We start from the raw sequence: 24,375 nt of genomic DNA, 5'->3' as shown, positions 1-24,375 counted from the left end.
TCCACACCACATACGGCATGGCATGGCAATGCCCCGAATCCTACCGAGCCCGGGGTGTCCTCCGCGAAACGGTTGTGGACAGCGCCCCCTCAGTCCTCGCTGCACGCCTCCTCGAAGAAGTCCAGATTCTCCTGGAGCGACTTCATCAGCCGGTCCCGCTCGGCCTCGTCGACCTGCACGGGGACGACGCCGGAGGCGTCCGTGAGCCTGCGGAAGCCGCCGCGGCTCTCCAGCCGCCCGTGCACCCGCACCGGCAGTCCGACCAGATGGGCCTGGCCCGCTATCCGGTACGCCTCCTCGTCGAGGGTCATCCGGACGTGCGGGACCTCGGCGCCCGCGATGACCCGCAGCCGTACGGTGCCCGCCCCGCGCGGGCCCGACCTGCGCATCCGGACCACGGCGCCGGTGACGCGCACGGGCACGGACGGCTCCTCGCGCAGATAGCGGGCCCCGGCCTCGCGCAGCACGGGCAGGTCACCGGGCGAGAACTCGACGGGTTCCGCGGGGTTCGCGCCGCCCTCGGGGACGCCCGCGGCGGGCGACCACTCGACAGCGATCCGGGCGCCCTCGGTGCCGCGGACGAGGGCCACCAGGGCTTCCATCAGCTCATGGCTGACGCCCGCCTCGACGGCCGCGTCGAAGGCCTCCATGCCACCGGTGGCCCGCTGGTAGTCGATGGCCTCGCGGGCGGCGCACAGTGCCTCGTGCAGGCGTACGGCGAGCGGCCGGCCGGTGGCCACGGGCACGAAGGCGGTGAGGCGGCGGCCGCTCGGTTCGGCGCCGACCAGGACGTTCTCCAGGGAGGCCGCGGCGGACCTGCGGTGGCGGGCGCCGTAGTAGCCGGCACGCGCGCGCGTGGCGAGGGCGCCCGCGAGCAGCATCTGGCGGGCGGCGCCGCGCAGCTGCTCCTCGACGGTCCAGGGCGCGGCGCCCGCGGGACCGGTCGGCACATCCCGCCACCAGCGGATCTCGTCGCTGGGCACGGCGAGGGCGACGAGCACGTCACGGGCGGACGGGGAGGCGCTGCGGGCGAGCGCGACGAGGGCCTCGCCGAGGAGGTCGTCGCTGTCGGGGAAGGCCCGGTTCTCCGGCACCAGCAGGCTGGTGCCGCCGCCCCCGGGCCCGGGTGGGGTCCATCGGCCGTACCGTCCGGCCGCTCCCCCGCGGCGCTGCCAGCCGTGCCGACGGAGCAGCGCTCCGAGGACGGCGGGGTCGACCTGGTCGGGGGTCGGCGGATCGTTCCAGAAGGCTTCGGCGGGGTGCGGCCTGACCGGCCGGAGCACCTCGTCGATCGGGCGGTGTGTCATGGTCTGCCTCCCGTCCCGACCCTCGTCATGATCTCGCAGAGGGCCCGGTCGTCGAAGATCCGGGCCGTCGGGATGCGGACGGTGGTCCGGCGACGGCCCGTGATGGCGTGCCCGGCGAGGTTGATCCAGTAGCAGCAGTGCCGCAGGTCGAGCCGGTCGTGGCTGGCGCGCAGCCAGTCGTCCTGGGATCTGGGCACGAGCATCACGACGAGGATCTTGTGCACCGAGACCGGGGTGCGCGCCAGCTTCGCCAGGTGCTCGTTGTCGAGCGTGAAGGAGAAGGCGGGCCCCGGAGGATTGGGCGGTATCTGGTACGTGCACTTGAGCTGCACCTTGATGGTGACCTCGTCGTCGACCGTGTGCCCGGGGGCGCTGTGGCTGACGTGCCAGTCGATGCCGTTGTCCGGAAACGGCTGGGACAGCGAACAGCCCGCGGCCGCCGCGACGGCGTGCAGGTAGCCCACCTGCAAGGTCTCCATGCAGGCGGTGGTGGCGAGCGATCCGCGATGGGGTGCCGTCCGCTGGGGCAGCAGCCCGCCCCGTTCGGGCTGCGCGAGTGCCATGAGTCCAACAGCCTTCCAGGCTTGGTGTATCCCCGCGACGGGTCGCTGAACTGCAAAGACCCGTACCTCTGTTGTCTCCTTCCGGCGTACGGCGCAAACAGCCCGGGTATCACCAAACGGGCAGAAGACGGAGCGTCAGCTGCCGTGGGTGAACGAGGAGTTGTGTACGTATGACGTGCTGGTACGAGGGCCCTTTGGCCGCGTTCGACACGGAGACCACGGGCGTGGACGTCGAGACCGACAGGATCGTGTCGGCCGCCGTCGTCGTCCAGGACGCCGCGGGTGCCCGTCCGAGGGTGACCCGATGGCTGGTGAACCCGGGAGTGCCGGTGCCCGCGGGGGCGACGGCGGTGCACGGGCTCACGGACGAACATCTGCAGCGCAACGGCCGCTGGCCGTCGCCCGTCATGGAGGAGATAGCCCGGGAACTGGGCGAACAGGCCGCGGCGGGCCGCCCGCTCGTGGTGATGAACGCCCCGTTCGATCTGACGCTGCTGGACCGGGAGTTGCGCAGGCATCGCGCCTCGTCCCTCGACCACTGGTTCGAGTCGGCGTCGCTGCGCGTGCTCGATCCCCGCGTCCTCGACAAACATCTGGACCGCTATCGCAAGGGCCGCCGCACCCTGACCGATCTGTGCGCGCACTACGACGTGGCGCTGGAGGGCGCGCACGACGCGGCGGCCGACGCGCTGGCCTCGCTGGAGCTCGTCCGTGCGGTGGGGCGCCGTTTCTCGGCGCGTCTGGAACGGTTGTCGCCGTCCGAGCTGCACACGCTCCAGGCGGTGTGGCACGCGGCACAGGCGCGCGGGCTGCAGGCCTGGTTCGCGCGCAGCGGTGCACCGGAAGCGGTGGATCCGGCGTGGCCTCTGCGCCCGGATCTGCCGGCGGCGGCCTGATCAGGCGCGATGCCCGCGAACAAACAAAAAACCGGTCCGTCGGTGACGGACCGGTCTTCTCCGGGTGGGCGATACTGGGTTCGAACCAGTGACCTCTTCGGTGTGAACGAAGCGCTCTCCCACTGAGCTAATCGCCCGGGAACGGACTGAACAATACAGGTCCCGGCGGGTGGGGTTCAAACCGCTTCGAGATGGGCCCTCAGCCCGCGCCGTCCCGCGCGCATCATCAAGGCGTGGTTGGCGCGGAAGAACGGGCGTCCCGGCACGGCGAGCCGCCGCAGCAGCGGCGTGGTCACGCGCACTTCCTGGTCGTACCGGGCACGGGTGCCCGGACCGGTCGCGTCGAAGGTCCAGCGTGCCCAGCCGTCGAGGTCGCCGGACATCGCGATCTCCAGGACGCCGGCCACCGGGTCCCGGCGGACCGCGCCGGCGGTGAAGGTGATGTCGTACGGCAGGACCGAGCGGACCCGGATGACGCCGGTGTCGTCGTCCACGCGGGTCACCTCCCGCACCTGGGGCCACCAGCGCGGGTAGTTCTCGGCCCGCTCCAGGACCGTGTACACGTCCGCGGGAGGCGCGGGCAGCTCCCAGACGCTGTGGAAGCGGTAGTGGGTCCAGTCCATGGAACGAGCCTTCCCAGCGGCGCACGGAGGTACCGACGGCACCCGTCCGCCGATCTGAGTACGGCGTGAGTACGCGCACTCATGCCCGGCGACGTGACCGGCACCACACTCCGGAGTATGACCCAGATCCCGTCTCCGGCCGAGGAGTTGCGGCTCCTCGACGCCGAGCTGCGGCAACTCGACGCGCGCCGCACCGTGTTGCTGACCCGCCGCGCCTGGCTGATGCACGCGCTCCGGCCGCCGGTATGGACCCCGCCCCCGGCACCCGCGACCCGCCGGCCGGAGGCCACGGCACCCGGTGTGCAGAACGTGCTGCTGCTCCTCGGCGGCATCCTGCTGACCATCGCCGCCGTCGCGTTCACGCTGGTCGGATGGGGCCACCTGGGGATCACCGGCCGGTCGCTGGTGCTCGGCACGGTGACGCTGGCCGCGCTCGGCGCGCCCGTGCTCCTGCTGCGACGCGGGCTGCGCTCGACCGCCGAGTCGCTGGCGGGGCTCGGCCTCGCCCTGACGGTCCTGGACGCGTACGCGCTGTACGCGGTCGCGCTCCCCCGCACGGACGGCCTCGGCTACACGGCGATGGCGTCGGCGGTGCTGGCCGCCGTATGGGCGGCGTACGGACTCGCGGTGGGCGCCGTCCACCGGACGACGGAGGCGCGGACGGCCGCCACCGACAGGGGACGGCAGGCGGCCGGCACCGGAGTGCGGGTACCGCTGCGGCTGCCCCTGCCCGCCGCCGTGGTCGCCGCGCAGTTCCCGCTGCTCCTGTGGGCGGTGGCCGCCGCCGCGGGTGCCCACGCCATCACGGCCGCCCTGCTGGTCACGGCGGCGTTCGACGCGGTGCTCGCCCTGCGCATGCCCCCGAAGTCCGTCCGCGTCGTCGCCGCCGCCGGGGCGTACGGCCTGGGCGGCTGGGGCACCTTCGCCGCCGGCTGGCTGTCCTGGACGGCCGCCGGCCCGAGCGCCGCCGCCCGTGCGGCGGCGCTCCTCCTCCTTGCCGCGTCGATCGCCCTGACCGCGGCGTGGGGCGCCCCGAAGCCGGGCGTCGCGACGGGTACCGCGACGGCCGGGGGGCTGATCACCGTCGTCGCGTTCGGCGGCGTGCTGCGCACGTCCCTGCCCGGGGAGTGGACGGTTCCCGGTCATCTGGCGTGCGGGATAGCCCTGTTGGCCGTCGTACGGACGGGACTTCCCGAGCCGGTACGCCGTGGGGTCGCTCTGGCGTCCGGCTGTGTGCAGGCCCTCGCCGTGGCGTGGGCGCTGCCCGTGGTCGTGATCACCCTGCTGGGGCCGGTCGGCCTGGTGCATCCGGTCTGGTCGGGTGCTCCGGCGACCGCGCGCGACGCGGTGGCCGGCGATCTGCCCTGGCCCCCGGACGCGGGCACGGCACCGCTCGTTCTGGCGCTCGTCGCCGCGGTCCTGATCGTGGCCGTCCGCGCCGCCGAGTGGCGTCCCCGGGCCCTGGTCTGCGCGCTGACACTGACGTGGGCGACGGTGTTCGTCCTCCCGGCGACCCTCGAACTCCCTTACCTGGTCGGTCTGTCCGCACACGGACTCACGACGGTGGCCCTGCTCGTGTACGCCCGGCGGACGCAGCCCCAGCCGGCGCCACTGGTGCTCGCGCTCCTCACCTCCCTCAGCCTCGCGTTCCTCGCGCTGGCCTCCGAGCCCGCGACCCTGACGGTGCTCGCCGCCCTGACCGCCCTGTTCGCGGCCGCCGCCCTGCGGCCCGGCCCCGGCCCGGTCGCGGCGCCCGCCTCGCTCGGGTACGCCACGGCCCTCGCCTGCGCGACGGGCACCTCCCTCGGCTGGCAGCCCCAGCACATCGCGCTGCTCGTGCTGGTGGTGCCCGTGGTCGCGGCCCTGTCGGCTGCGCGCGTCGACGACGTGCCGACGAGGGTGTCGGTCGAGGTCACCGGTGCCGTCGCGGGGCTCGTCGCCGTGGCGCTCACGGTCACCGATCCGGCCATGCTCGCCACGGTCCTGGCCCTGTGCGGGGTGATCGCCGCGGGCACGGCCGTACGGGAGGACCGGCGCCCTGTGGGCTACGCGGCCACCGCGCTGTTCGTGATGGCCGCCTGGGTGCGGCTGGCGGCCTGGGGTGTCGGCTCCCCGGAGGCGTACACACTGCCGGTGACCGTTCCGGCGCTGCTCGTGGGCGCGCTCCGGCGCCGCCGGGACACAGCGGTGTCGTCGTGGACGGCGTACGCTCCGGGGCTGTCCGTGACGCTCGTGCCGAGTCTCCTCGCGGCATGGGGCGACGCGTACTGGCAGCGCCCGCTGCTGCTGGGCGCGGCGGCGCTCGCCGTCACCCTGCTGGGTGCCCGGCACCGCCTGCAGGCTCCGCTGGTGCTGGGCGGCAGCGTGCTCGCGCTGGACGCCCTGCACGAACTCGCCCCGTACATCGTGCAGGTGGTGGACGCGCTCCCCCGGTGGATGCCTCCCGCACTCGCCGGTCTGGTGCTGCTCGCGCTGGGTGCCACGTACGAGCAGCGGATCCGTGACGCACGGCGAGTGCGGGAGGTGCTGGGGAGGATGGGCTAGGGACCGGTCAGGAAGGCATCTTGTCGCCGAGGAGTGCCAGGTTCTCGATGGCGGCGAGGCCGTAGAGCGCTGTGTCGTTCGTGTAGACCCAGTTGGCCTCGCTGCCCGGCACCAGAGTGACCGGGCCGCTCAGCTTCTCCGTCTTCCAGGGCGAGGACTCGGTGTAGCCGTCGGAGCTGTAGAACTTCGTCCAGGCGCGCTTGGCGAGTTGGGCGTCGCCCGTCTGCACGGCGGCGTACGCGTCGAGGCGTGAGTGGCCCTGGAAGAGCAGCAGGGTGCCGAAGTTGGTTCCGTAGCGGGCGGCCTGCTCGGTCTTGGTGGCGTTGAAGTAGCGGCAGTAGTCGAGGTACGCCTCCTTGAAGGCGGGCATGTCGACGAGATCGATGAGTTCGGCGCACAGTTCGTTCAGGCCGAAGACCGCGGAGAGGTGCGAGACACCGACCACGGGCTCCGCGGCGACGGCGAACCGGCCGGTGTCGAGGTCGTACAGGCCGGTGCCCTGGACGAATCCGTTGGGCTGCGCGGCAATGGTCTCCATCGTCGACAGCACACGCGCCTTGGCCTTCTCCCACTTGGGGCCCTTGCGCTCCCACTCGGTCAGCCACGCCGAGACGAGCCCGCTCCAGTCCGTGCCGAAGCCGATCGACAGCGCGTGCCGGTCCGGCGTGTAGGGCTCGGTGCGGATCTTGCGGATCGGGTCGAGGACGAGGAAGGTCTCGTCGGAGTCGACGTTGGCGTGCATGAGGTCGCCGACCCGCTCGTCGGCGGTGAGGAAGTAGTAGTAGCGCCGGTAGGTGGTGTTGGCGATGCGCTGCTGCTTGGCGCTGTCCGCGTAGTGCTGGACCCCGTGCCGGGTGCCGAGGCCCGCCCACTGGCCGAGGTGGTACACGTCGACCTCGCCGGTGTGCCGGGTCATCGCCTCGGCGAAGCGGAAGATGTCCGCACGCCCGCTGCGGAGGTACGCGAACCACAGCCAGAGGTCCGGCGACAGTTCGGAGTTGTCCCAGGCGTAGCCGCCGACGTCGTAGCGCCACTGGTGCCGGACCGGGTCGTACGAGTGCATGATGTCGCCGTAGTCCCAGAAGCCGTACCAACGGCGCATCTCCACCTGGTCCTTGTAATAGGTGAAGAGGAAGTCGAGGTGGTCCTCGATCTTCGCCTTGGCGGGGGTGGACCGGTCGGGCTCGGAGTAGAGGCCCGGCCCGAAGACCCTCGCCTTGATCAGCTGCTTGGGCGGGGCGGCGAGCTGCGGCAGCACGCGTACGGCGTCGACCTGTTCGGCGAGTGTCTCGGGCGTGGGGGTCGACTCGTTGGCCCAGAAGAGGAGTTCCGAGGTGCGGGCGATGCCGTAGGGGGTGCCGAAGCCCGGCTCGTAGTCCTCGTAGGTGATGTTGAGGCCTTCGAGCTGTTCGGCGTACGTGTCCTGGCCCATGCCGTCGTGGTAGAAGCGCAGGTCCATGGGCCGCGCCTCGGGCGACCAGAGCCAGAGGGTGACCTCGGCCTCGTCGGTGTGGGCGTCCCTGATGTCGAGCTGGGCGGGGAACTTCTCCCAGAAGTCCCGCAGTCCGAAGGAGAATCCGCCGCTCGGCCCGCCGACGTAACCGAATCCGGAGGCGCGCCTGCCGCCGCCGGCGCCGATCCAGCCGTACCCCTTCTTCGTGCGCTTGCGCAGGGTGAAGCCGTCGGCGGAGAGCTGGGAGAGCGTGTAGTCGCCCCACTCGGGGATGTACTGGAGCCGGGTGGTGACCCGTTGGTCCCAGGTGGACGGGTCCGCGAGCTCCTCCCCCGCGAACTGGGCGGCCTGGACGGAGGCTCCGGGGTCGCGGCGCAGCCCGGTGACGCCCTTGACGGCCTCGCGGAGCAGGCCCGTGCCGTCACCGCCGATCCGGATGTGCCGGTCGTAGGCGGCGTCCCGCATCGGCACGGTGAAGCGGACGCCGAGCCCGCGGACGAAGTCGCCACTGCTCTTCCCGGGCTCCTGCTTCCCGTCGAAGGTGATCGTGTGCACCATGCGGAAGGAGTCGGCGCCCGCGTAGAAGTAGAGACGGACCGAGAAGGGCAGCCAACTCCGGTCGCCCTTGCGGTGCTTGCCGTCGATGCGGACGACGGCCCGGACCGGGCCCTCCTGTTCGACCTCGACCGCGGAGAGCGCGCTCTCGAAGCGCTCGAACTTCTCGGCGCCCTGGTCCTCGTCCTCGATCTCCGGCTGGCGGATGAGGACGAGGCGGCCGTTCCTCGCGATCTCGGTCGTGCCGCGTGTCACGGACTTGACCAGCGTGGAGCCGCTCTTGCCGATCTTCGCCGTGATGACTCCGGTGGAGACGACGATGGTGCCGCCGCTCTCGTCGACGGTGACCTTCCGCTCCGGCGCGGTGGGCTCCCCGGCGGTCAGCGTGAGCTTCCCCGCATCCGAACTCACCGCGTGCGCTGTCCACTTGAGGGAGCCGTCCGGCCAGTAGGCGAGCGGCCAGGACTGTCCGGGTACCGCCTTGCCGTCGGCGTCCGTGAGCGCGAACGTCTGGTCCCGCTGGTACGTGCCCTTCGGCCAGGGAACGCCGACGGTGGAACCGGGGGCGGCACCGAGGCCGCCGTCCTCCAGCCAGTCCAGGGTCACCGGGTCCGCGTCCGCGGCCTCGGCTCCGGGAGCGGCCTGCGCGTTCGCGCCGCCCAGGGCCCAGCTGAACTGGGCGGCGGCTCCGGCGACGGCGGCCGCCTTGAGAAGGGACCTGCGGGGGATGGGGGACATGGCCTTTCCTTTCCGTACGGATGGTCAGGGGCATGACAGAGAGAGGCCTGAAGCTCAGGGCTCCGGCCCGCGGGAGGAGGGCTCAACGGCGCCGCCGGCGCTCCTCGACGGCGACGGCCGCCGCCGCGACGGCGCCCAGGACGGGGACCGCCAACGGCGCGACGAGCAGGGCGGAGCAGGCCACCACGACCAGCCCGCCGACGAGCAGGAAGGACCCGGCGGGATCGAGGACGGTACGCCGCACGGCATCCGCGAGCAGATCGCGCCACGCCGCCCCCGGCTCCCAGACCGCGGCCGCGCGCAGTCCGGCGACGGCTCCCCCGATCAGGGCGAACAGCCCGACGGCGCCGACGAGCGGACCACCGGGGATTCCGGCGCGCATGGCCTGGACGTCCACCCGGACCGCCGCTGCGAGGGCCCATCCGCCGGCTCCGACGAGCCAGCCGCCCCGGACGGCCGCACGGAAGTCAGCCACGAACTCCCGCCATCCGCCGCCCTCGTGAGCCGTACGCCGCCGCAGGTGCCGCGCGCCGGCCGCGAACGCGGCGGGAAGCGTGACGAGGGGCAGCGCGGCCATCGTGATCCACACTCCGGTGAGCAGACACTCCGCGAAGACGGCGAACCTCTCGGCGAAGGCGGATTCCCGAGGTGCCCTGCGGGCCTCGGCCGCCCGGCCGCGCCGCGCCGCGGCATTCCGCCGCGCCGCACGGCCCCGCGCGGCCGCCCCGGCTCCGGCCCGCGATCCCGGCTGGGTGACGGCCATCTCAGCCCTTCAATCCCGACGTCGCCATACCGTCGATCAGATACCGCTGGAAGGCGAGGAAGAAGAGGAGCACCGGCAGCAGCGCCACCAGCGACATCGCGATCATGCCGCCGTAGTTGGCGACCCCCTCCTGGTCGCGGAACATCATCATGCCGAGCGAGACCGTGTACTTGCCGGGCTCGTTGAGGTAGATCAGCGGGCCCATGAAGTCGTTCCAGGCGTTGATGAAGGTGAAGATCGCGCTGGTGATGAGGGCCGGGCGGCACAGCGGCAGCACGATCGACCAGTAGATCCGCAGATGCCCGCAGCCGTCGAGCCGCGCCGCCTCGTCCAGCTCGCGCGGCAGGTTCCGCATGAACTGCACCATGAGGAAGACGAAGAAGGCCTCGGTGGCCAGGTACTTGCCGATCAGCAGCGGCACATAGGTGTTGACCAGCTCCACCTTCTGGAACATCACGTACTGCGGGATGAGCAGCACGTGATACGGCAGCAGGAGTGTGCCGATCATCAGCGAGAAGAGCAGGTTCCGTCCCGCGAACCGGATCTTGGCGAAGGCGTACGCGGTCAGCGAGCAGGAGATCAGGATGCCGACGACGGAACCCAGCGCGTAGAAGAGGGAGTTCTCGAAGAAGGTGGCGATCGAGATGTCGGCGATGCCGTCGGCCAGCCCCTTGAAGTTGGCGAGGATCGGGCTGGTCGGGAAGAGGTCCAGGCTCCCGATGATCTCGCGGCTCGGCTTGAACGAGGCACCGAGCACCCAGAGCACGGGGTAGAGGACGACCGCGAGGACCAGCAGGGCCCCGAGGTGCCAGGCGAGCGAGCCGGTGCGCTTGCGTCCGGACTTCCCGGGGCGTCCCGAGGCGGTCGCGGCGCCGGAGCCGAATGTCTTGCCGGTGATGCTGCTCATCGGGCGTCCTCCTCGTAGTGCACCCAGCGCTTCTGCGACCAGAAGAGAACGGCCGTCACCAGCGCGACGGCGAGCAGCAGCATCCAGGCCATGGCGGAGGCGAAGCCCATCTGGGACTCCTTGAAGCCCTTTTGGTAGAGGTAGCAGGTGTAGACGAGCGTCGCGTCGGCCGGACCGCAGGTGGTGTTGGACACCACGTACGCCGATCCGAAGATCTGGAACGAGTGGATGGTCTCCAGGAGCACGTTGAAGAACAGCACCGGCGAAATCATCGGCAGCGTGATGCTCCAGAACCTCCGCAGCGGTCCCGCGCCGTCCACCTCGGCCGCCTCGTACAGCTCCTTCGGCACCTGCTTGAGCCCGGCCAGGAAGATCACCATGGGGGCGCCGAACTGCCAGACGGTGAGCGCGACCAGGCTGTAGAGAACCCAGTTCGGGTCGCCGACCCAGCCCCCGGTGTGCAGGCCGAAGAACGACTGGGCACGGTCCACGGCGGCGTCGTCGGAGAACAGCGCGCGCCACACGAAGCCGACCGAGACGCTCGCGCCGATCAGCGAGGGGGCGTAGAACGCGGCCCGGTAGAAGCCCTGGCCGCGGCGGCTCTGCGCGAGGAGCAGAGCCACCCCGAGCGCCAGCAACAGCTTGAGCGGCGTTCCGATGACGACGTACTTGGCCGTCACCTCGACCGACTTCTGCCACCGGGGATCGCCGAACATCGCCGTGAAGTTGTCGAAGCCGATCCAATTCGGCGAACTGAAGAGGTTGTAGTCGGTGAAGGCGAAGTAGAGGGAGGCGGCCATCGGGCCCGCGGTCAGGAGCAGGAAGCCCGCGATCCAGGGGGACATGAAGAGATAGCCGGCGAGATTCTCCCGGCGCCCCCGCCGCCGCCTTTCGGCGACGGGGGCCGCGGGGCGCATCTCCGGTGCGTCGGGCGGAGAGTCCTTGACGAGCGTCACGGCGGTTCCCATCAGACGGCGAGGGCGGTCTTCGCCTCGGAGAAGAACTGCTTCACCGCGTCGGAGACCTTGGTGGTGCCCTGCGACATGTCACCGCCGATGCGCAGGAAGGCGGATTCGACCGTGTCGGCGCCGGCGGGGTGCGGGGTGATCGTGCCGAGCACGCCGGCCGCGGCGACATCCTGCTCGTACTGCGCGATGGCCTTGCTGGGGGCGTCGGCCGGCTTGAACGCCTCGTACTGCTCGGTGGTCGCGAGGATGCCGCGGTCGTAGCCCATGATCTTGCCGACCTCGGGGTCGTGGACCATGAAGTCGATGAACTGGGCGACTTCCTTGGGGTGCTTGGTGCGCGCGGAGGCGCTGAGCATCAGGGAGGCGAGGTACTGGCCGGTCTGCTTGCCGTCGGTCGTCGGGATCGGCGCCAGACCGTAACTGCTGTCGCCCTCCGCCGTGTAGCGGACGGTGAAGTTGTCCCAGGTGAACTCGGAGGCGGCGTGGCCCGCCGAGAGCGAGGACTTGGGCTTGTCCTGCTCGACCCGCTTGGGATCGGTGATGATGCCGGCCTTGACGCGGTTGTAGCCGTCGGTCCACCACTCCGTCAGATCGGCCTCGTCGAAACCGAGTCCGTCCTCGGTGAAGAACGCCTTGCCGTTCTGCCGAAGATAGAGGTCATACAAATACATGATGCTGAAGTAGCCGGTGTCGCCCGCCGTCTTCTCGCCGTCGTGAATCTTCTTGAGCGCGGCGAAGTACTCGTCCCAGGTCCAGCCCTGCTTCGCCTTGATGCCGGCCTTCTCGAACACCTTCTCGTCGATGACAAGTGACATGGTGTTGGATCCGACGGGAATACCGAGCTGTTTTCCGTCGACCTGACCGACCTTCTCGACTCCGGCGCGAAAGTTCTCCAGGCTGAGATTTCCGGCGTCTATCTGGGACTTGAGGTCGAGCAGGATCCCTCGCTTGTCGTACTTCCGCAGAAATCCGACGGCGTTCTGGAATACGTCCGGCGGATTTCCGCCGGCGGCCTGCGTCTGGAACTTCTCCCAGAAGGCCACATAATCCTGGAAGTCCGTCTTCACCTTGATCTTCGGGTACTTCTTCTCGAAGAGCGCGATGGACTGGTTGATCCGCTTCGCCCGCTCGTCCGCACCCCACCAGGCATAACGGATCGTCACCGTCCCGTCCCCGGCGCCATCACTGTCCCCACCGCACCCGGTCGCCGCTGCCAGCCCCAGCGTGGCCAGCGAAGCTCCGGCGGCCTTGAGGACCGTCCGCCTCTCGACACTCCCGTTGTTTCCCACAGTCGGGCCTCCCCGCAACGTCGTCGCCGCCTGCATGAATCGTTTCAAGTAAGCGCTTGCTGGCACAAGGTACGGAGGGCTTTCGGGCGCGTCAATGATTCGGACAGGAATTGATGTGCGGCGCTTCGATCCCGTCGCGCCGGCCTGCGCGGTGACATCGGCGCAGGCGAACAGGAGTACGCAGGTCGAGCGCGCGCGGTCGACCCGTCGAACAATTCTCCGACGATGAGGCTGTGCGCGAACGCGGCCGAAAAGGTACTGCTGTAGCGGGTGTTGGCGTCGGGCATGGGAACGGAGCGTGATGGGTGGGGGGGTTGATGTCGGGGGTGTTCATGCCGGGGCGTTGATACCGGGGAGGTGGGACGCGGACCGTCCGCGCTCCGGCGGCACAGCGGTGCCGTACCCCTGACGGCGCGGTCCACCCCGTCGGCAGAGCGCTGCGGTGCGCCCCCGTCGGCACTGCGCTGCCGTACGCCGAGGACGGCACCCTGCCGGATGCCCCCGACGGCCAAGCGGTGCCGTACGCCCACGACGACACAGCCCTCCCGTACGACCCTCACACGGCACAGTCCGCCCCGCCCGCACAGTCCTGCCGTACGCCCCCGACGGCGCAGTCCACCCCGCTCGCACAGCCCCTGCCGTACACCCCCGACGGCAGTCCGCCCCGCTCGCACAACCCCTGCCGTACACCCCCGACAGCAGTCCGCCCCGGCTCAAGAGGCACGGGCTGGAGGGGGGTTCGCCGAGATGCCGGCTCGGCGCCAGGATGCCTGACTGGATGTCATTCGGGCGACGCGTCTCGGCACGGACGCCGTACGTGGAGCGGCCTCCGACGCCAGGGCCGTCGACGCCGATGCGGGTCGCGGATCAACGAGACATGCCTCAAGGGGCGGGCACCGAGCTGCCGTTCCGCGATGGTGAGCCGCTCCTCGAAGGGCCGTCCAGTAGGCGCCCATCGGCGAGGGTGCGTACCCGCCCGGGCAGGGCCGGCCAAGCACCCGAACTCTTGGGTCAACACAGGTCAGGCGGCCGACAGGCACCTCCGACCGGACCATGATTTCCCCGCCGTACGGCAGGACCCGCACGCCGTATCGCGATGCATGCACGTCGTACGGAGGCGCCCGCGCCCCGCACCGGCACCGGCACCGGCACCGGCACCGGCACCGGCACCGGCACCGACACCGACGTGACTCACCGAGGCGCCTGCGCCCCACACCAAAACCTGCGTGCCAGGAGACAGCTCCGCACCCGGCCCCGAACGACACGGCATCCGCCTCGGCGTCCCAGACGGCACGCGCCGCCCCGGCAATCCTCGCCCACACGCGCAGATCGACGCCGACGGCCGCACCGACAACGGACACGCGGCAGCGGAGAAGGTCGCACTCCAGCGGACACCGGACACCGGGAAGGCCACCACGGTCAGCCAGGAGACCAGGACAGCGCGCGCGAGGCGCTCACCCTGGACACTCCAGGAAGCACGCATGAGTGTGCCGGGGACCGCGCATGAGCGAGGGCACCCGCGGCGCCAACGGCGGGGCCATGCCCGAACCCCCCGATGCCGGACGCTCTGCCCTCCTGGCCGCCAGGCCGCCCGGCCGCTTGGCCCTCCCCGGCCGACCGCGGTGGCCTGGCCCTCCGGGCCGCCCGCAGACGACGAAAACGGCCCCGGTCCACGATGTCGTGGAGCGGAGCCGTCTGTCGGATGTGTGGGCGATACTGGGTTCGAACCAGTGACCTCTTCGGTGTGAACGAAGCGCTCTCCCGCTGAGCTAATCGCCCGGGCGCAGGGAGAACATTACCCCATGTCAGGGGGTGGCTTCGACCAGCGGAGTCGGCTCGGAAGCGGCCCGAGCCGGGCTCGTCATTCCTTGATGTTCCACGGCATCTCGAGGCCGAACTTCCAGAGGTACACGCCGACGAGGACGGCCACGATCACGAGGCCGACCGTCGTGAGGATGATGTTGCGGCGCCGGACCTTGGGGTCGAGCGCCCGTTGCGTCGCCTCCGTGACCTTGCGCTTCGTCCAGCGGAGCACCAGCTGGGCCCAGACGAACTCGGTCGCCCAGATCGCCATGCCGCCGAAGATCACCAGCCAGCCGGGACCCGGCAGCGGCAGCATGACCACGCCCGCGCCGACGACCGCGAGCCCGACGATGAAAACACCCACCTGCCAGCTCACGTGCAGCGCGCGGCGCGCCTTGATGAATTCCGGCGCCCGAGAACCGAGCGCTCGCTCATTCTTCGCCTCGTCGTCCGCCATGGCGACCTCGCCCGGCTCGTCACTCCCCGTATTCATACGACCAAACCCTACCCGAGAGAAACCGGTCACCGGAATGGCCCTATCCGGCGAAGGCGCCCTCGGCCGGATGAGTTACATAAAGACACGCAAAACACTCAGAGGGGTTTACAACGGCACCGTAGGTGGCATGTCGATTTCGCCGACGTGCGAATCCCCGAGCGCACACTGAGCGAAAGGCCCTGGCGCTTATGAACACCACGGTCAGCTGCGAGCTGCACCTGCGCCTCGTTGTGTCGAGCGAGTCCTCACTGCCTGTACCCGCAGGACTGCGGTATGACACGGCCGATCCCTACGCCGTGCACGCCACCTTCCACACCGGAGCCGAGGAAACCGTCGAGTGGGTGTTCGCCCGCGACCTCCTCGCCGAGGGCCTGCACCGGCCCACCGGTACCGGCGACGTCCGAGTCTGGCCGTCCCGAAGCCACGGCCAGGGCGTCGTATGCATCGCCCTGAGCTCTCCGGAGGGTGAAGCCCTGCTCGAAGCCCCTGCGAGGGCCCTGGAATCATTCCTGAAGCGAACGGACGCAGCCGTGCCTCCCGGCACGGAACACCGGCACTTCGATCTCGACACGGAGCTCTCACACATCCTGGCCGAGAGCTGACGCGTCACCAGAGCCGCCCGGCGCCGTCCACTCGGGGAGACGGCTCGGGCCTAGACAACCGCATAAGGAACACATCGGCGCCGGCGTCGCGGACAGTCCGCGGCGGCGGCGCCGGTGCGCGTCCGCCGCCCCGGCGCCCACGGCCGGCTCCACGGGCCGACACCCACGTGGCCGCCTCACGCGGGGCACGCACCTCCCGCTCCCCGCGGCCACCACCCGTCACAACCCGTCACCACCTGCCACTCTCCTCGGCGCGCCCCGGACACCGTTCCCTCCAAGGAGCGACCCTCCGGGCACTCCCGGAGGCTCGGGCCGCTCCGCGCCCGCGGGCGCCTCCCGCGACGAGCTCCCTCTCCCGCGGACGCCCGCCCGTCTCCACCGCGCCGGGAAGCCACTACCATCGGCCAGCATCGGGGCGGGCACCCTCGCCCGACCCCCAGGCCAGGGAGCGAATCGTGCTGATCACCCACGACACCCGGTGCGCGCTCGACGCCGTGGTGGATCTGGTGAACACCGCGCCGGAGGACGAGACGGCGGACGGGCTCGCCGATGTCCCGTCCCTCGCCGATTTCGTACGAAGGAACGACATCAGTGATGTCGGCGTGCTGTCGGAGCACGATCTCGCGGCCGTGCGCAGCGTCCGCGGCCGGTTCGCGGGGGTCTTCGCCGCCGAGGATCCGCGGGTCGCCGCCTCGCTCATCAACGAGCTGGTCGCCGCCGCCGGAACCACGCCTCGGCTGACGGACCACGACGGCTACGACTGGCATGTCCACTACTTCGCGCCGGGCGCCTCGGTCGCCGATCATCTCGCGGCCGACTGCGGGATGGCGCTGGCGTTCTTCGTGGTCGCCGGAGAGCAGGAGCGGCTGCGCCGCTGCGAGGCCCCGGACTGCCGACGCGCCTTCGTCGATCTCTCCCGCAACCGCTCCCGCCGCTACTGCGACAGCCGCACCTGCGGGAACCGGCTCCACGTGGCCGCCTACCGGGCGCGTCGCAAGGAAGCCGCGGGCTGAGGGCCGACAGGCCCACGGACGGACGGCCGAGATACCGACAGGTCACGGACGGACAGCTGGGAGGCCGGCAGACTCACGGCCGGACAGTCGAGAGGCCGGCAGGCTCACGGACGGGCAGGTTCACCGGCCGGTGCCGTGCGGGTCGCGTGACGGGATGGCCGACGCTCCGGAGGGGCCGGGCTGACGGAGCCCTCGGCGGGTGACGCCAGGGGCTCCGTGTACAGCTCAGAGCAGCAGCAGGTCATGCAGCGAAGCCATGAGCAGCAGACAGCCGATCACCGCAAGGAAGATCATCAGCGGCGGCTGGGAGAGCGCGAAGAGACAACCACGCCGCTCCTCGGGCGGGGCAGCGGTGTCGCTCGGTGTTGTGTCCAGCATCTCGCGGGCGATGATGGCGCAGGGAGCACCCCCTCCGCGATCAACACGCCCGGAATATACGGGAGTTCGCTGGATCATGTGACGGGCCCGCTCGAACGTGAACGGTTCCGCGCGTTCACGGTCCGACGCGCGTGCGATCTTGGGTCGGCTCAGCCGGTCAGATGCCGTGCTTCTTCAGGATGGCCTCGATGTCGCTGAAGTCGTCCCCGGAACCTGTGGCCCGCGGTTTCGCGGCGGGCCGGGCGACGGTGCCGGCGCCCTGGCCCAGCGAGGGGGCCGAGGCCGCGGGAGCCATCGCGTCCCGCTGCGTGGCGGCCTTCGCGGCCTTGCGCTCCTTCCGCGTCACCCCGCTTCGGCGCTCCACGGTACGGGTGATCATGAACAGCAGCCAGGCGCCGCCGAGCACCACGAAACCGGCCCACGCGGTCGGACTGAACGCGGTGTCGGCCAGCCAGCCGATCACTCCGGTCATGACCAGGCCGATCGGCACCAGGGAGTAGGCGGCGATCCGGGCGGCCGCCAGGAAACGTTTGCGGTAGGCCGTCACCGCGGCGATGCCCAGGCCGGCGACGGAGACGGCGGAACAGACGGTCTCTGCGATCATTCCGGTCCTCCAGGCAGGGCTCGGTGGGGCTGGGTGCTTCGTCCCTTCCATCCTGCACCGCCGCATGCCCGGTATGCCATGGTCCGGGCAGACCTCAGGGAGATCTCCGGGTCGCCGTCCTCCCCAGGTCCCGGTTCGGCCGCCCCCTGCCGGGGCTGGGAGACTGGATCCCATGAACGACTCCTCCCCCGCGCGTCCGGCCCCCGTCGTCCTGGACGTCTGGTGTGAACTCCAGTGCCCCGACTGCCGTGGCGCTCTCGCCGACCTGCGCGCGCTGCGCGCCCGCTACGGCGACCGTCTCGAGCTGCGGCTGCGGCACTTCCCCCTGGAGAAGCACAAGCACGCCTTCGCCGCGGCGCAGGCCGCCGAGGAGGCCGCCGAGCAGGGCAGTGCCTGGCCGTACATCGAGGCCGTGCTCGGCCGTGTGGAGGAGCTGGACCGCGGGGGCGAGGCCTTCTTGGTCGAGATCGCCCGGGAACTCGGCCTGGACGCCGAGGAGTTCGACACGGCCCTGATCGACGGCCGGCACATCCTGATCGTCGACGCCGACCAGGCCGAGGGCAAGGCGATCGGCGTCACCGGCACCCCGACGTACGTCATCGGCGGTGAGCGTCTGGACGGTGGCAAGAGCCAGGACGGACTGCGCGAGCGGATCGAGGGGATCGCCGACCGGCTGCTCGCCGAACAGGCCTGAGCCCCGCGCCGGGCCACGCGACCGACCTGCGACGGAAGCTCGTCGGGAGGCGCGTGCCGGCTAGAGCAGCCTCTTGAACAGGTGGTACGTCGTCGTCTCGTAGCCGAGTGACTCGTAGAGCCGCTCGGCCGGCGTGTTCCCCGCGAAGACGTTGAGGGCGACACGGCTCGACCCGGCGGCCGTCGCCTGTGCCTCGGCGAGCCGCATGAGTGTCCGCCCGTGGCCGTGTCCGCGCCGGTCCGCGCGGACGCCCACGTCGTAGACGAAGGTGCGCCCGTCCCGGTCCCCCAGCCAGAGCTCGCCCACGGGGACGCCCTCGTGCTCCAGGACGCTCAGCCGCATGTTCGCGGTGTCCAGGCCCTGCGGCAGCGCACCGCCGAAGTCCCGGTCCGCCTTGGCGAGCGCGTCGGCCTCCGGCACACCGCGCCGGATCCAGTCCTCGGCGTACGCCTGCCGGCCCGCCCGGTCCCAGACCTCGTGCTCGTCCCGGGTCATGGGCCGGCCGGCGCTGCCGGGGGGCAGCACCGGAGGGGGACCTTCGAGCACCTTCTCCATCCCGCGGTTGCGCAGGACGTAGCCGAGTGCCCTGGTGAGCTCCAGCGCCCCGGCGGCGGCGCCGGGGACGGTCACCTCGATCTGCCGGCAGCCCCAGCCGCGCGCCACCTCCTCGGCGGCCAGCGCGGCCACGGTGCCGCGACCGCGACCGCGGTCCGGCTCCTCGATGCGAAGCTCGTGGATCTTGGCGACGGACGGTCCGAAGGAGGTGTCCGTCGCCAGGTGTACGACGCCGACGGGACGGCTGTTCACGCACACGCGGTAGCGGCGTGAACGCGTCCCGTCGGCGGCGTGCTGAAGCGGCTCGGTCGGCCGCAGTGTCGTTGTCATCAGGGGTGTTCTACCCCCTGATGCGTGCGCGGTCAGCCGAATTACCGCGCCGTCAGGGGCCGGTGGCCCCGGGGACCGGTCAGGGATCGAGGTCGTCCGCGGCCCGCTCGTCGAAGACGCGCATGGCCTTGGCGGTCACCGGGCCAGGTGCGCCCGGCAGTTCACGGGCGTCGACGCGGTGCACGGCCTGCACGTCGCGCAGCGTGGACGTCAGGAAGATCTCGTCGGCGCGCTCCAGGACGTCCAGCGGCAGGTCGGTCTCCTTGGCGCCGGTCCATTCGACCGTGAGGGCACGGGTGATGCCGGCGAGGCAGCCGGACGCGACCGGCGGGGTGTGGATCTCGCCGTCGAGGACGACGAAGACGTTGGACCCGGTGCCCTCGCAGAGTTGGCCCACGGTGTTGGCGAACAGCGCCTCGGACGCGCCGTGTTCACGCGCGCGGGCCAGGGCGACGACGTTCTCGGCGTACGAGGTGGTCTTGAGGCCGGTCAGCGCGCCGCGCTCGTTGCGGGTCCAGGGGACGGTGACGACCGCGGTGGAGTCGGGGCGCCGGCCGGAGGCGCCGAGCGCGACGACGAGGGTCGGCCCGTGCTCGCCGCGGTCGGAGCCGAGCGGGCCGTGGCCGCCGGTGTAGGTGATGCGGAGCCGGCCGAGCGGCATCGGGTTGGCGTCGAGGACGGCGGCGCAGGCGCGGCGCACCTCGTCGGCGTCGGGCTCGGGCAGACCGAGGCCGCGTGCCGAGCGGGCCAGCCGGTCGAGGTGGCGGGTCATCGCGAAGGGCCGGCCGTCGACCGCCTTCACGGTCTCGAAGATGCCGTCACCCACGGTCAGCCCGTGGTCGAAGACGGAGACGCGGGCGGCCTCGATGTCCTGCAGCCCGCCGTCGAGCCAAAGCTTCACTGTCCCTACCTCGCATGAATCTGCCGGAGCCGGACGAGTCGCCCGGCGTGGCGTTTCGGCCCCGGTCCCGGGCGTGGTCCCGAGGACCGGCTCAGGACGGGAGAGTCCCGTCACCCGCCTCGTACTCTCCCGACGCTACCGCGAGCAGCCGGGACGCCTTCAGCTCGGTCTCCCGCCACTCCCCCTCGGGGTCGGATCCCCAGGTGATGCCCGCTCCCGTGCCGAAGCGCAGGACGCCCTCGGCGCGGTCGATCCAGAAGGTGCGGATGCCGACGGCCAGCTCGCCGGTGCCGCGGTCGGCGTCGACCCAGCCGATGCCTCCGCAGTACGGGCCGCGCGGCGCGGTCTCCAGGGCGTCGATGATCCGCAGGGCACTGGACTTCGGGGCGCCGGTCACGGAGCCGGGCGGGAAGGCGGCGGCGAGGAGTCCGGGCCAGCCGACGTCCTCGCGCAGCTCACCGTGGACGGTGGAGACGAGGTGCACGAGTCCCGGGTGCTTCTCGACGACGCACAGGTCGGGCACGGTCACGGAGCCGGTGGCGCAGACCTGGCCGATGTCGTTGCGGACGAGATCCACGATCATCACGTTCTCGGCGTAGTCCTTGTCCAGAAGGTCCGCCTCGGTGCGTCCGGTGCCCTTGATCGGGCCCGACTCGACGGAGCGGCCCGTGCGGCGCAGGAAGAGTTCCGGGGAGGCGGTGGCTATCTCGACGCCGCGGGCCGGCAGCCGGATCGTTCCCGCGTACGGTGCCGGGTTGCCGCGGGCCAGCAGAGCGGTCAGCGCGTCCACGTCCGCGTCGGGCGGGACGGGTGCGCTGAGCACGCGGCAGAGGTTCGCCTGGTAGACCTCGCCGGCCGCGATGTGATCGCGGATGCGTCGCACGCCGGCGGTGTACGCGGCGCGGTCGAGGGACGAGTTCCAGTCACCGGCCGCCGGGCCGTGCCAGCGTCCGGGCACCGGCGCGGGCACCGGCTCCTCGCGTACGTCCCGGAAGCGGGCGCAGGTCAGACGCCCCTCGAAGTCGGCCGAGACGGCCCAGAAGCCGGTCGAGTCCAGGGCCGCGGGATCGCTGGTGACGTCGAGGAGGCCGGTCGCGACGAGGCCGCCGAATCGGGCGAGAGGAGGGAGGTCGAGCACGCAGACGAGTCTAGGGCGGGTGTGTGGCAGGTGCCCTGACCATGTCCTCGGGGGGACAGACCGCAGCACGCTGCACAAACGCGTTTTTGTGCTGGCCCGGGAATCCGCTAGAGTTCAACTCGTCGCCGGGACGCGCAAGCGCAACGGAAACGACAAGCGGACGTAGCTCAGTTGGTAGAGCGCAACCTTGCCAAGGTTGAGGTCGCCAGTTCGAACCTGGTCGTCCGCTCGCAGGATGAGGGGGATCTTCCCGAACCCCCGCACTCCTGGTGGAGTGGCCGAGAGGCGAGGCAACGGCCTGCAAAGCCGTCTACACGGGTTCAAATCCCGTCTCCACCTCCAAGGACGATTAGCTCAGCGGGAGAGCGCTTCCCTGACACGGAAGAGGTCACTGGTTCAATCCCAGTATCGTCCACTGGTCCGCAAGGATCCCCGCGCGATTAGCTCAGCGGGAGAGCGCTTCCCTGACACGGAAGAGGTCACTGGTTCAATCCCAGTATCGCGCACGCAAGTCCAGCAGCAAGCGTGGCTCCGGCCGCGTGACCTGCGCGATTAGCTCAGCGGGAGAGCGCTTCCCTGACACGGAAGAGGTCACTGGTTCAATCCCAGTATCGCGCACTAGCAAAGCCCCCGGCCGTCTCGTACGGTCGGGGGCTTCGTCGTGCTCCGGCCGCGGCGGGCCGTGTCCCGGACACGACGAAGGGGCCCCTCCGCCCGGGAGGAGGCCCCTTCGGTCGTTCAGGACGAGAAGAGCATGTGGCCGAAGCTCTTGTGCCGGTGGTGGCCGCCATGGCCGCCGTAGTGACCACCGCCGTGCTGCGGGGCGCCCCAGGCCGGCGCCGGGGCCGACGGGTAGGCCTGCGGAGCGCCCTGGGGCGGCGGCGCGGGCTGCGACCACTGCGACTCGACGCGGGTCAGGGACTCCAGCTCGCCGTAGTCGAGAAATATCCCGCGGCAGCCGCTGCACTGCTCGATCTGGACGCCATTGCGGTTGTACGTGTGCATCGGCGCATGACATTTCGGACACTGCATGCTCGGCTCAACTCCTCGCCAGTCGGTACTGCTTCCGCCAGGACAGACACCGCCCGGCTTCGGTCGGTTGCACCCTACGTCGCGAAACCCTGCGTCAACTCGGGCGGGGCGGAACTCATTCGGTCGCAGGCGTCGACGACGGCCAGCTGCACCTCGTCCAACGGGCGGTCCGCGGCGGCGGACTTGGCGACGGCAAGGGCCGCGGTCTGCACGGTGAGGGCGCGGGCCGCGACGTCCAGGGCGGACCAGGGATCGCCGGCGGCGGGAACGGCCGGGCCGCCCGCGGCCCGGTAGGCGGTCAGGAAACGGAGCCATTCGTCGGTCGGGAGGAGCCCGCAGGCGTACCAGGCGGCCGGGCGGGCCAGGTCCCAGGTGGGGTCGCCGACGCCCAGGTCGTCGACGTCGATCAGGACCCAGGGACCGTCCGGAGCGGGATGCCGTACGAGCTGGCCGAGGTGCAGGTCGCCGTGGCACAGGGTCGTGGCGTCCGGCATCGGGGCCTCTGCCCGTGCCCAGCCGGGCAGCGCTCCCCAGGCGCGCAGGACGGGGGCGGCGGCCGGGTGCGGGCCGGCAGCGCGCAGGCGGGCGATCGCACGGGCGGCCTTGGCGGGGCCCCGCATGGGCGGCAGGGCGTCCGGGGCGGGGGCCAGGTGCAGGCGGGCCAGGAGGGTCGCGGCGGCCTCCCAGGGGGCCGCGTCCGGGGTGTCGGGGTCGACGGGGGCGCCGTACGGCCAGAGGGTCACCCGGCGGCCGAGGAGATCGGCGGAGGCGGGGTTCAGCGGCGGCAGGAGGGTGCCGGGGAGGCTCGCGGCCACGGAGAGGCGGAGGGCGAGCGCGGCGGGGTCCGTGTCCGGGGCGTGGGCCTTGGCGACGAGGTCGCCGTGGCGCACGACGGTGCCGTCGTCGCGGTCCGCGAGGAGCGCGTCCCCGGCGTCGCAGGGGCAGGGCGCAGCCGTCGCCGGGTGGGCCGCGTGGCGCGCCGCGGCGGTGAGTGCGGGCAGCAGGGTGTCTGCGGTCACGGGTCCCCCTGGGGCTGTACGACGTCTGCCGGTGAGGGTACGCAGGCGGGGACGCACCCCGGGCGACCGGGACCGCAGCTCCCCGGCACCCCGGCTCTCCGGCACCGCATCCCGCAGCACCCGCACCGCGGCTCTCCGGCTCTCGGCACCCCAGAGCGCCCCGGCTCTCCGGCACCGCTTCCCCTGTCGCAGCACCCGCACCGCAGCTCCCCGGCTCTCGGCACCCCGGCACCCCCGGCTCTCCGGCTCTCCGGCTCTCGGCACCCCGGCTCTCCAGCACCGCGGCACCGCATTCCCTGTCGCAGCACCGGCACCGCAGCTCCCCGGCTCTCGGCACCCCGGCACCCCTGGCTCTCCGGCTCTCCGGCTCTCGGCACCCCGGCTCTCCAGCACCGCGGCACCGCATTCCCTGTCGCAGCACCCGCACCGCAGCTCCCCCCGCTCTCGGCATCAGAGCACCCCGGCACGGAGGCACCGGCACCCCCGATACCCCCGGACACCCCGGCACCCCGGCACCCCGGCACCCCGGCACCCCGGACGCTGGCACCCCGGACGCTGGCATCGGTGCCGGCACCGGCACCGGCACCTCTGGCACCCCGGCTCCGCAGCACCCCAGCACGCCGGCATCGGCATCGGCATCGGCATCGGCATCGGCATCGGCATCGGAGCGTCGGCACCACGACCTTCGGCACCCCGGCACCGCAGCACAGCACCACTCGGAGAATCCGGCACCCGGCCCGGCACCCGGCATGAAGAATGCCCGCGCAGCTCCCCAGCTGCGCGGGCATTCTTCGTGCCGTCCGCCGCACCCCCGTCCCCACGGGGTTTCATGGCCGGATGTCCCCGCCCGGACCGCTCTTCCGGGCCTGGGGCGCCGCTCAGCGCCCCAGCATCACGCCCACGGACGACGCCTGTGTGACCACCGCGTCCCAGCCGCCGAAGACGACTACGAGCAGGGCCGCCAGGGGAAGGACCATCGCTGTCGCCACCAAGGGGTGGCGCTGACCCTGGCGGGTGCCGAACGCGGCGCTGTACGCCCTGCGTCCCTGCGTGCGGAGCGCTGTCCGCGGTGCCGTGTGGGCCATGGTCCCTCTCCTGACCGAGCTTCTGTCGTGTCTGGCAGCGGCGGGTGTCTGACCTCGGGGGACGAGTGCTGCACCCGCCGCTTGACCTCAAATCTAGGCGCGCGGCGGGCTTGGGTCGT

General features: G+C 71.5%; 22 protein-coding genes and 7 tRNA genes. 10 read left to right on the top strand and 19 right to left on the bottom strand.

Features of this window, described 5'->3' with window-relative positions:
* Positions 1 to 89 precede the first annotated feature (89 nt).
* Complete coding sequence (locus OOK38_RS26215; RefSeq protein ID WP_266756570.1) at positions 90 to 1,307, bottom strand: hypothetical protein; 1,218 nt, start codon at positions 1,305 to 1,307, stop codon at positions 90 to 92.
* The gene (locus OOK38_RS26210; RefSeq protein ID WP_037621207.1) at positions 1,304 to 1,870 is read right to left on the bottom strand and encodes a DUF4365 domain-containing protein; all 567 of its coding nucleotides are present in this window, start codon (positions 1,868 to 1,870) and stop codon (positions 1,304 to 1,306) included. The genes OOK38_RS26215 and OOK38_RS26210 overlap by 4 nt, the downstream gene beginning before the upstream one ends.
* Positions 1,871 to 2,040: 170 nt before the next feature.
* Here OOK38_RS26210 and OOK38_RS26205 point away from each other — a divergent pair, with 170 nt between their 5' ends.
* Entirely contained in the window at positions 2,041 to 2,766 is a 726-nt protein-coding gene (locus tag OOK38_RS26205; RefSeq protein WP_266756573.1) for a 3'-5' exonuclease, read from the top strand.
* A 65-nt stretch (positions 2,767 to 2,831) separates the two neighbouring features.
* Here the strand turns inward: OOK38_RS26205 and OOK38_RS26200 are convergent.
* Together OOK38_RS26200 and OOK38_RS26195 are read right to left on the bottom strand one after the other, a co-directional pair.
* A tRNA-Val gene (locus OOK38_RS26200) sits at positions 2,832 to 2,903 on the bottom strand.
* Between the two features lie 39 nt (positions 2,904 to 2,942).
* Positions 2,943 to 3,389: an SRPBCC family protein gene (locus tag OOK38_RS26195; RefSeq protein ID WP_266756575.1), complete on the bottom strand. Its 447-nt coding sequence runs from the start codon at positions 3,387 to 3,389 to the stop codon at positions 2,943 to 2,945.
* Positions 3,390 to 3,506: 117 nt separating this feature from the next.
* On the opposite strand from OOK38_RS26195, the gene OOK38_RS26190 reads away from it, so the two are divergent.
* Complete coding sequence (locus OOK38_RS26190; protein ID WP_266756577.1) at positions 3,507 to 5,933, top strand: SCO7613 C-terminal domain-containing membrane protein; 2,427 nt, start codon at positions 3,507 to 3,509, stop codon at positions 5,931 to 5,933.
* A 7-nt stretch (positions 5,934 to 5,940) separates the two neighbouring features.
* On the opposite strand, the gene OOK38_RS26185 is transcribed toward OOK38_RS26190, so the two are convergent.
* The 7 genes from OOK38_RS26185 to OOK38_RS26155 all read right to left on the bottom strand — a co-directional run bounded on the left by OOK38_RS26185 (position 5,941) and on the right by OOK38_RS26155 (position 14,902).
* Positions 5,941 to 8,679, bottom strand: a complete 2,739-nt coding sequence (locus OOK38_RS26185) for a Tat pathway signal sequence domain protein (protein ID WP_266756579.1) — start codon at positions 8,677 to 8,679, stop codon at positions 5,941 to 5,943.
* 82 nt (positions 8,680 to 8,761) lie between these two features.
* Positions 8,762 to 9,442 (bottom strand): hypothetical protein, encoded by a 681-nt coding sequence (locus OOK38_RS26180; protein ID WP_266756581.1) that lies wholly within the window; start codon positions 9,440 to 9,442, stop codon positions 8,762 to 8,764.
* Between the two features lies 1 nt (position 9,443).
* The gene (locus OOK38_RS26175) at positions 9,444 to 10,349 is read right to left on the bottom strand and encodes a carbohydrate ABC transporter permease (RefSeq protein ID WP_266756583.1); all 906 of its coding nucleotides are present in this window, start codon (positions 10,347 to 10,349) and stop codon (positions 9,444 to 9,446) included.
* Positions 10,346 to 11,305 (bottom strand): carbohydrate ABC transporter permease, encoded by a 960-nt coding sequence (locus OOK38_RS26170; RefSeq protein ID WP_266756585.1) that lies wholly within the window; start codon positions 11,303 to 11,305, stop codon positions 10,346 to 10,348. The genes OOK38_RS26175 and OOK38_RS26170 overlap by 4 nt, the downstream gene beginning before the upstream one ends.
* Before the next feature lie 11 nt (positions 11,306 to 11,316).
* Positions 11,317 to 12,606 (bottom strand): ABC transporter substrate-binding protein, encoded by a 1,290-nt coding sequence (locus OOK38_RS26165; protein ID WP_266756587.1) that lies wholly within the window; start codon positions 12,604 to 12,606, stop codon positions 11,317 to 11,319.
* Between the two features lie 1,707 nt (positions 12,607 to 14,313).
* A tRNA-Val gene (locus tag OOK38_RS26160) sits at positions 14,314 to 14,385 on the bottom strand.
* 82 nt (positions 14,386 to 14,467) lie between these two features.
* Positions 14,468 to 14,902, bottom strand: a complete 435-nt coding sequence (locus OOK38_RS26155) for a TIGR02611 family protein (protein WP_266756588.1) — start codon at positions 14,900 to 14,902, stop codon at positions 14,468 to 14,470.
* Positions 14,903 to 15,093: 191 nt separating this feature from the next.
* Between OOK38_RS26155 and OOK38_RS26150 the strand changes: the two genes are divergently transcribed.
* Positions 15,094 to 15,507, top strand: a complete 414-nt coding sequence (locus OOK38_RS26150; protein WP_003959770.1) for an SsgA family sporulation/cell division regulator — start codon at positions 15,094 to 15,096, stop codon at positions 15,505 to 15,507.
* Positions 15,508 to 15,962: 455 nt separating this feature from the next.
* Positions 15,963 to 16,520 (top strand): CGNR zinc finger domain-containing protein, encoded by a 558-nt coding sequence (locus OOK38_RS26145; protein ID WP_266756590.1) that lies wholly within the window; start codon positions 15,963 to 15,965, stop codon positions 16,518 to 16,520.
* Between the two features lie 225 nt (positions 16,521 to 16,745).
* Here the strand turns inward: OOK38_RS26145 and OOK38_RS26140 are convergent, their stop codons facing one another.
* A complete protein-coding gene (locus OOK38_RS26140) occupies positions 16,746 to 16,898 on the bottom strand; it encodes a hypothetical protein (RefSeq protein ID WP_266756592.1) in 153 nt (50 codons plus the stop codon).
* Positions 16,899 to 17,055: 157 nt separating this feature from the next.
* The gene (locus OOK38_RS26135) at positions 17,056 to 17,502 is read right to left on the bottom strand and encodes a hypothetical protein (protein WP_266848851.1); all 447 of its coding nucleotides are present in this window, start codon (positions 17,500 to 17,502) and stop codon (positions 17,056 to 17,058) included.
* A gap of 172 nt (positions 17,503 to 17,674) precedes the next feature.
* On the opposite strand from OOK38_RS26135, the gene OOK38_RS26130 reads away from it, so the two are divergent.
* Positions 17,675 to 18,196 (top strand): DsbA family protein, encoded by a 522-nt coding sequence (locus OOK38_RS26130; protein ID WP_266756595.1) that lies wholly within the window; start codon positions 17,675 to 17,677, stop codon positions 18,194 to 18,196.
* A 60-nt stretch (positions 18,197 to 18,256) separates the two neighbouring features.
* On the opposite strand, the gene OOK38_RS26125 is transcribed toward OOK38_RS26130, so the two are convergent.
* The 3 genes from OOK38_RS26125 to OOK38_RS26115 all read right to left on the bottom strand — a co-directional run bounded on the left by OOK38_RS26125 (position 18,257) and on the right by OOK38_RS26115 (position 21,120).
* A complete protein-coding gene (locus tag OOK38_RS26125) occupies positions 18,257 to 19,081 on the bottom strand; it encodes a GNAT family N-acetyltransferase (RefSeq protein WP_266756597.1) in 825 nt (274 codons plus the stop codon).
* A 79-nt stretch (positions 19,082 to 19,160) separates the two neighbouring features.
* Positions 19,161 to 19,982 carry an aminotransferase class IV gene (locus tag OOK38_RS26120; RefSeq protein WP_266756599.1) on the bottom strand — a complete coding sequence of 274 codons (822 nt, stop codon included), beginning with the start codon at positions 19,980 to 19,982 and terminating at the stop codon, positions 19,161 to 19,163.
* Positions 19,983 to 20,073: 91 nt separating this feature from the next.
* Positions 20,074 to 21,120 (bottom strand): chorismate-binding protein, encoded by a 1,047-nt coding sequence (locus OOK38_RS26115; protein ID WP_266756601.1) that lies wholly within the window; start codon positions 21,118 to 21,120, stop codon positions 20,074 to 20,076.
* 156 nt (positions 21,121 to 21,276) lie between these two features.
* Here OOK38_RS26115 and OOK38_RS26110 point away from each other — a divergent pair.
* The 5 genes from OOK38_RS26110 (at position 21,277) to OOK38_RS26090 (ending at position 21,738) form a co-directional block, all read left to right on the top strand.
* A tRNA-Gly gene (locus OOK38_RS26110) sits at positions 21,277 to 21,349 on the top strand.
* 39 nt (positions 21,350 to 21,388) lie between these two features.
* Positions 21,389 to 21,462, top strand: a tRNA-Cys gene (locus OOK38_RS26105).
* A 1-nt stretch (position 21,463) separates the two neighbouring features.
* Positions 21,464 to 21,535: transfer RNA gene (locus tag OOK38_RS26100), tRNA-Val, on the top strand.
* Between the two features lie 19 nt (positions 21,536 to 21,554).
* Positions 21,555 to 21,626: transfer RNA gene (locus tag OOK38_RS26095), tRNA-Val, on the top strand.
* Positions 21,627 to 21,666: 40 nt separating this feature from the next.
* Positions 21,667 to 21,738 (top strand) — tRNA-Val (locus tag OOK38_RS26090).
* Positions 21,739 to 21,858: 120 nt separating this feature from the next.
* On the opposite strand, the gene OOK38_RS26085 is transcribed toward OOK38_RS26090, so the two are convergent.
* The 3 genes from OOK38_RS26085 to OOK38_RS26075 form a co-directional block, all read right to left on the bottom strand.
* A complete protein-coding gene (locus OOK38_RS26085) occupies positions 21,859 to 22,152 on the bottom strand; it encodes a zf-TFIIB domain-containing protein (protein WP_266756603.1) in 294 nt (97 codons plus the stop codon).
* Between the two features lie 74 nt (positions 22,153 to 22,226).
* A complete protein-coding gene (locus tag OOK38_RS26080; protein WP_266756605.1) occupies positions 22,227 to 23,171 on the bottom strand; it encodes an aminoglycoside phosphotransferase family protein in 945 nt (314 codons plus the stop codon).
* Positions 23,172 to 24,049: 878 nt separating this feature from the next.
* Positions 24,050 to 24,256, bottom strand: a complete 207-nt coding sequence (locus OOK38_RS26075; RefSeq protein ID WP_266756607.1) for a hypothetical protein — start codon at positions 24,254 to 24,256, stop codon at positions 24,050 to 24,052.
* Positions 24,257 to 24,375 lie beyond the last annotated feature (119 nt).

This window comes from Streptomyces sp. NBC_00568, from assembly GCF_026341855.1.
In the GTDB taxonomy this organism is placed as follows: Bacteria; Actinomycetota; Actinomycetes; order Streptomycetales; family Streptomycetaceae; genus Streptomyces.
This window is presented reverse-complemented; position numbering and strand designations above follow the sequence as displayed.

Coding starts and splice junctions, on each gene's coding strand:
- OOK38_RS26205 (WP_266756573.1), top strand. CDS start 2,041: ATGACGTGCTGGTACGAGGGCCCTTTGGCCGCGTTCGACACGGAGACC.
- OOK38_RS26215 (WP_266756570.1), bottom strand. CDS start 1,307: ATGACACACCGCCCGATCGACGAGGTGCTCCGGCCGGTCAGGCCGCAC.
- OOK38_RS26210 (WP_037621207.1), bottom strand. CDS start 1,870: ATGGCACTCGCGCAGCCCGAACGGGGCGGGCTGCTGCCCCAGCGGACG.
- OOK38_RS26130 (WP_266756595.1), top strand. CDS start 17,675: ATGAACGACTCCTCCCCCGCGCGTCCGGCCCCCGTCGTCCTGGACGTC.
- OOK38_RS26195 (WP_266756575.1), bottom strand. CDS start 3,389: ATGGACTGGACCCACTACCGCTTCCACAGCGTCTGGGAGCTGCCCGCG.
- OOK38_RS26180 (WP_266756581.1), bottom strand. CDS start 9,442: ATGGCCGTCACCCAGCCGGGATCGCGGGCCGGAGCCGGGGCGGCCGCG.
- OOK38_RS26140 (WP_266756592.1), bottom strand. CDS start 16,898: ATGCTGGACACAACACCGAGCGACACCGCTGCCCCGCCCGAGGAGCGG.
- OOK38_RS26085 (WP_266756603.1), bottom strand. CDS start 22,152: ATGCAGTGTCCGAAATGTCATGCGCCGATGCACACGTACAACCGCAAT.
- OOK38_RS26185 (WP_266756579.1), bottom strand. CDS start 8,679: ATGTCCCCCATCCCCCGCAGGTCCCTTCTCAAGGCGGCCGCCGTCGCC.
- OOK38_RS26150 (WP_003959770.1), top strand. CDS start 15,094: ATGAACACCACGGTCAGCTGCGAGCTGCACCTGCGCCTCGTTGTGTCG.
- OOK38_RS26155 (WP_266756588.1), bottom strand. CDS start 14,902: ATGAATACGGGGAGTGACGAGCCGGGCGAGGTCGCCATGGCGGACGAC.
- OOK38_RS26075 (WP_266756607.1), bottom strand. CDS start 24,256: ATGGCCCACACGGCACCGCGGACAGCGCTCCGCACGCAGGGACGCAGG.
- OOK38_RS26135 (WP_266848851.1), bottom strand. CDS start 17,502: ATGATCGCAGAGACCGTCTGTTCCGCCGTCTCCGTCGCCGGCCTGGGC.
- OOK38_RS26125 (WP_266756597.1), bottom strand. CDS start 19,081: ATGACAACGACACTGCGGCCGACCGAGCCGCTTCAGCACGCCGCCGAC.
- OOK38_RS26190 (WP_266756577.1), top strand. CDS start 3,507: ATGACCCAGATCCCGTCTCCGGCCGAGGAGTTGCGGCTCCTCGACGCC.
- OOK38_RS26175 (WP_266756583.1), bottom strand. CDS start 10,349: ATGAGCAGCATCACCGGCAAGACATTCGGCTCCGGCGCCGCGACCGCC.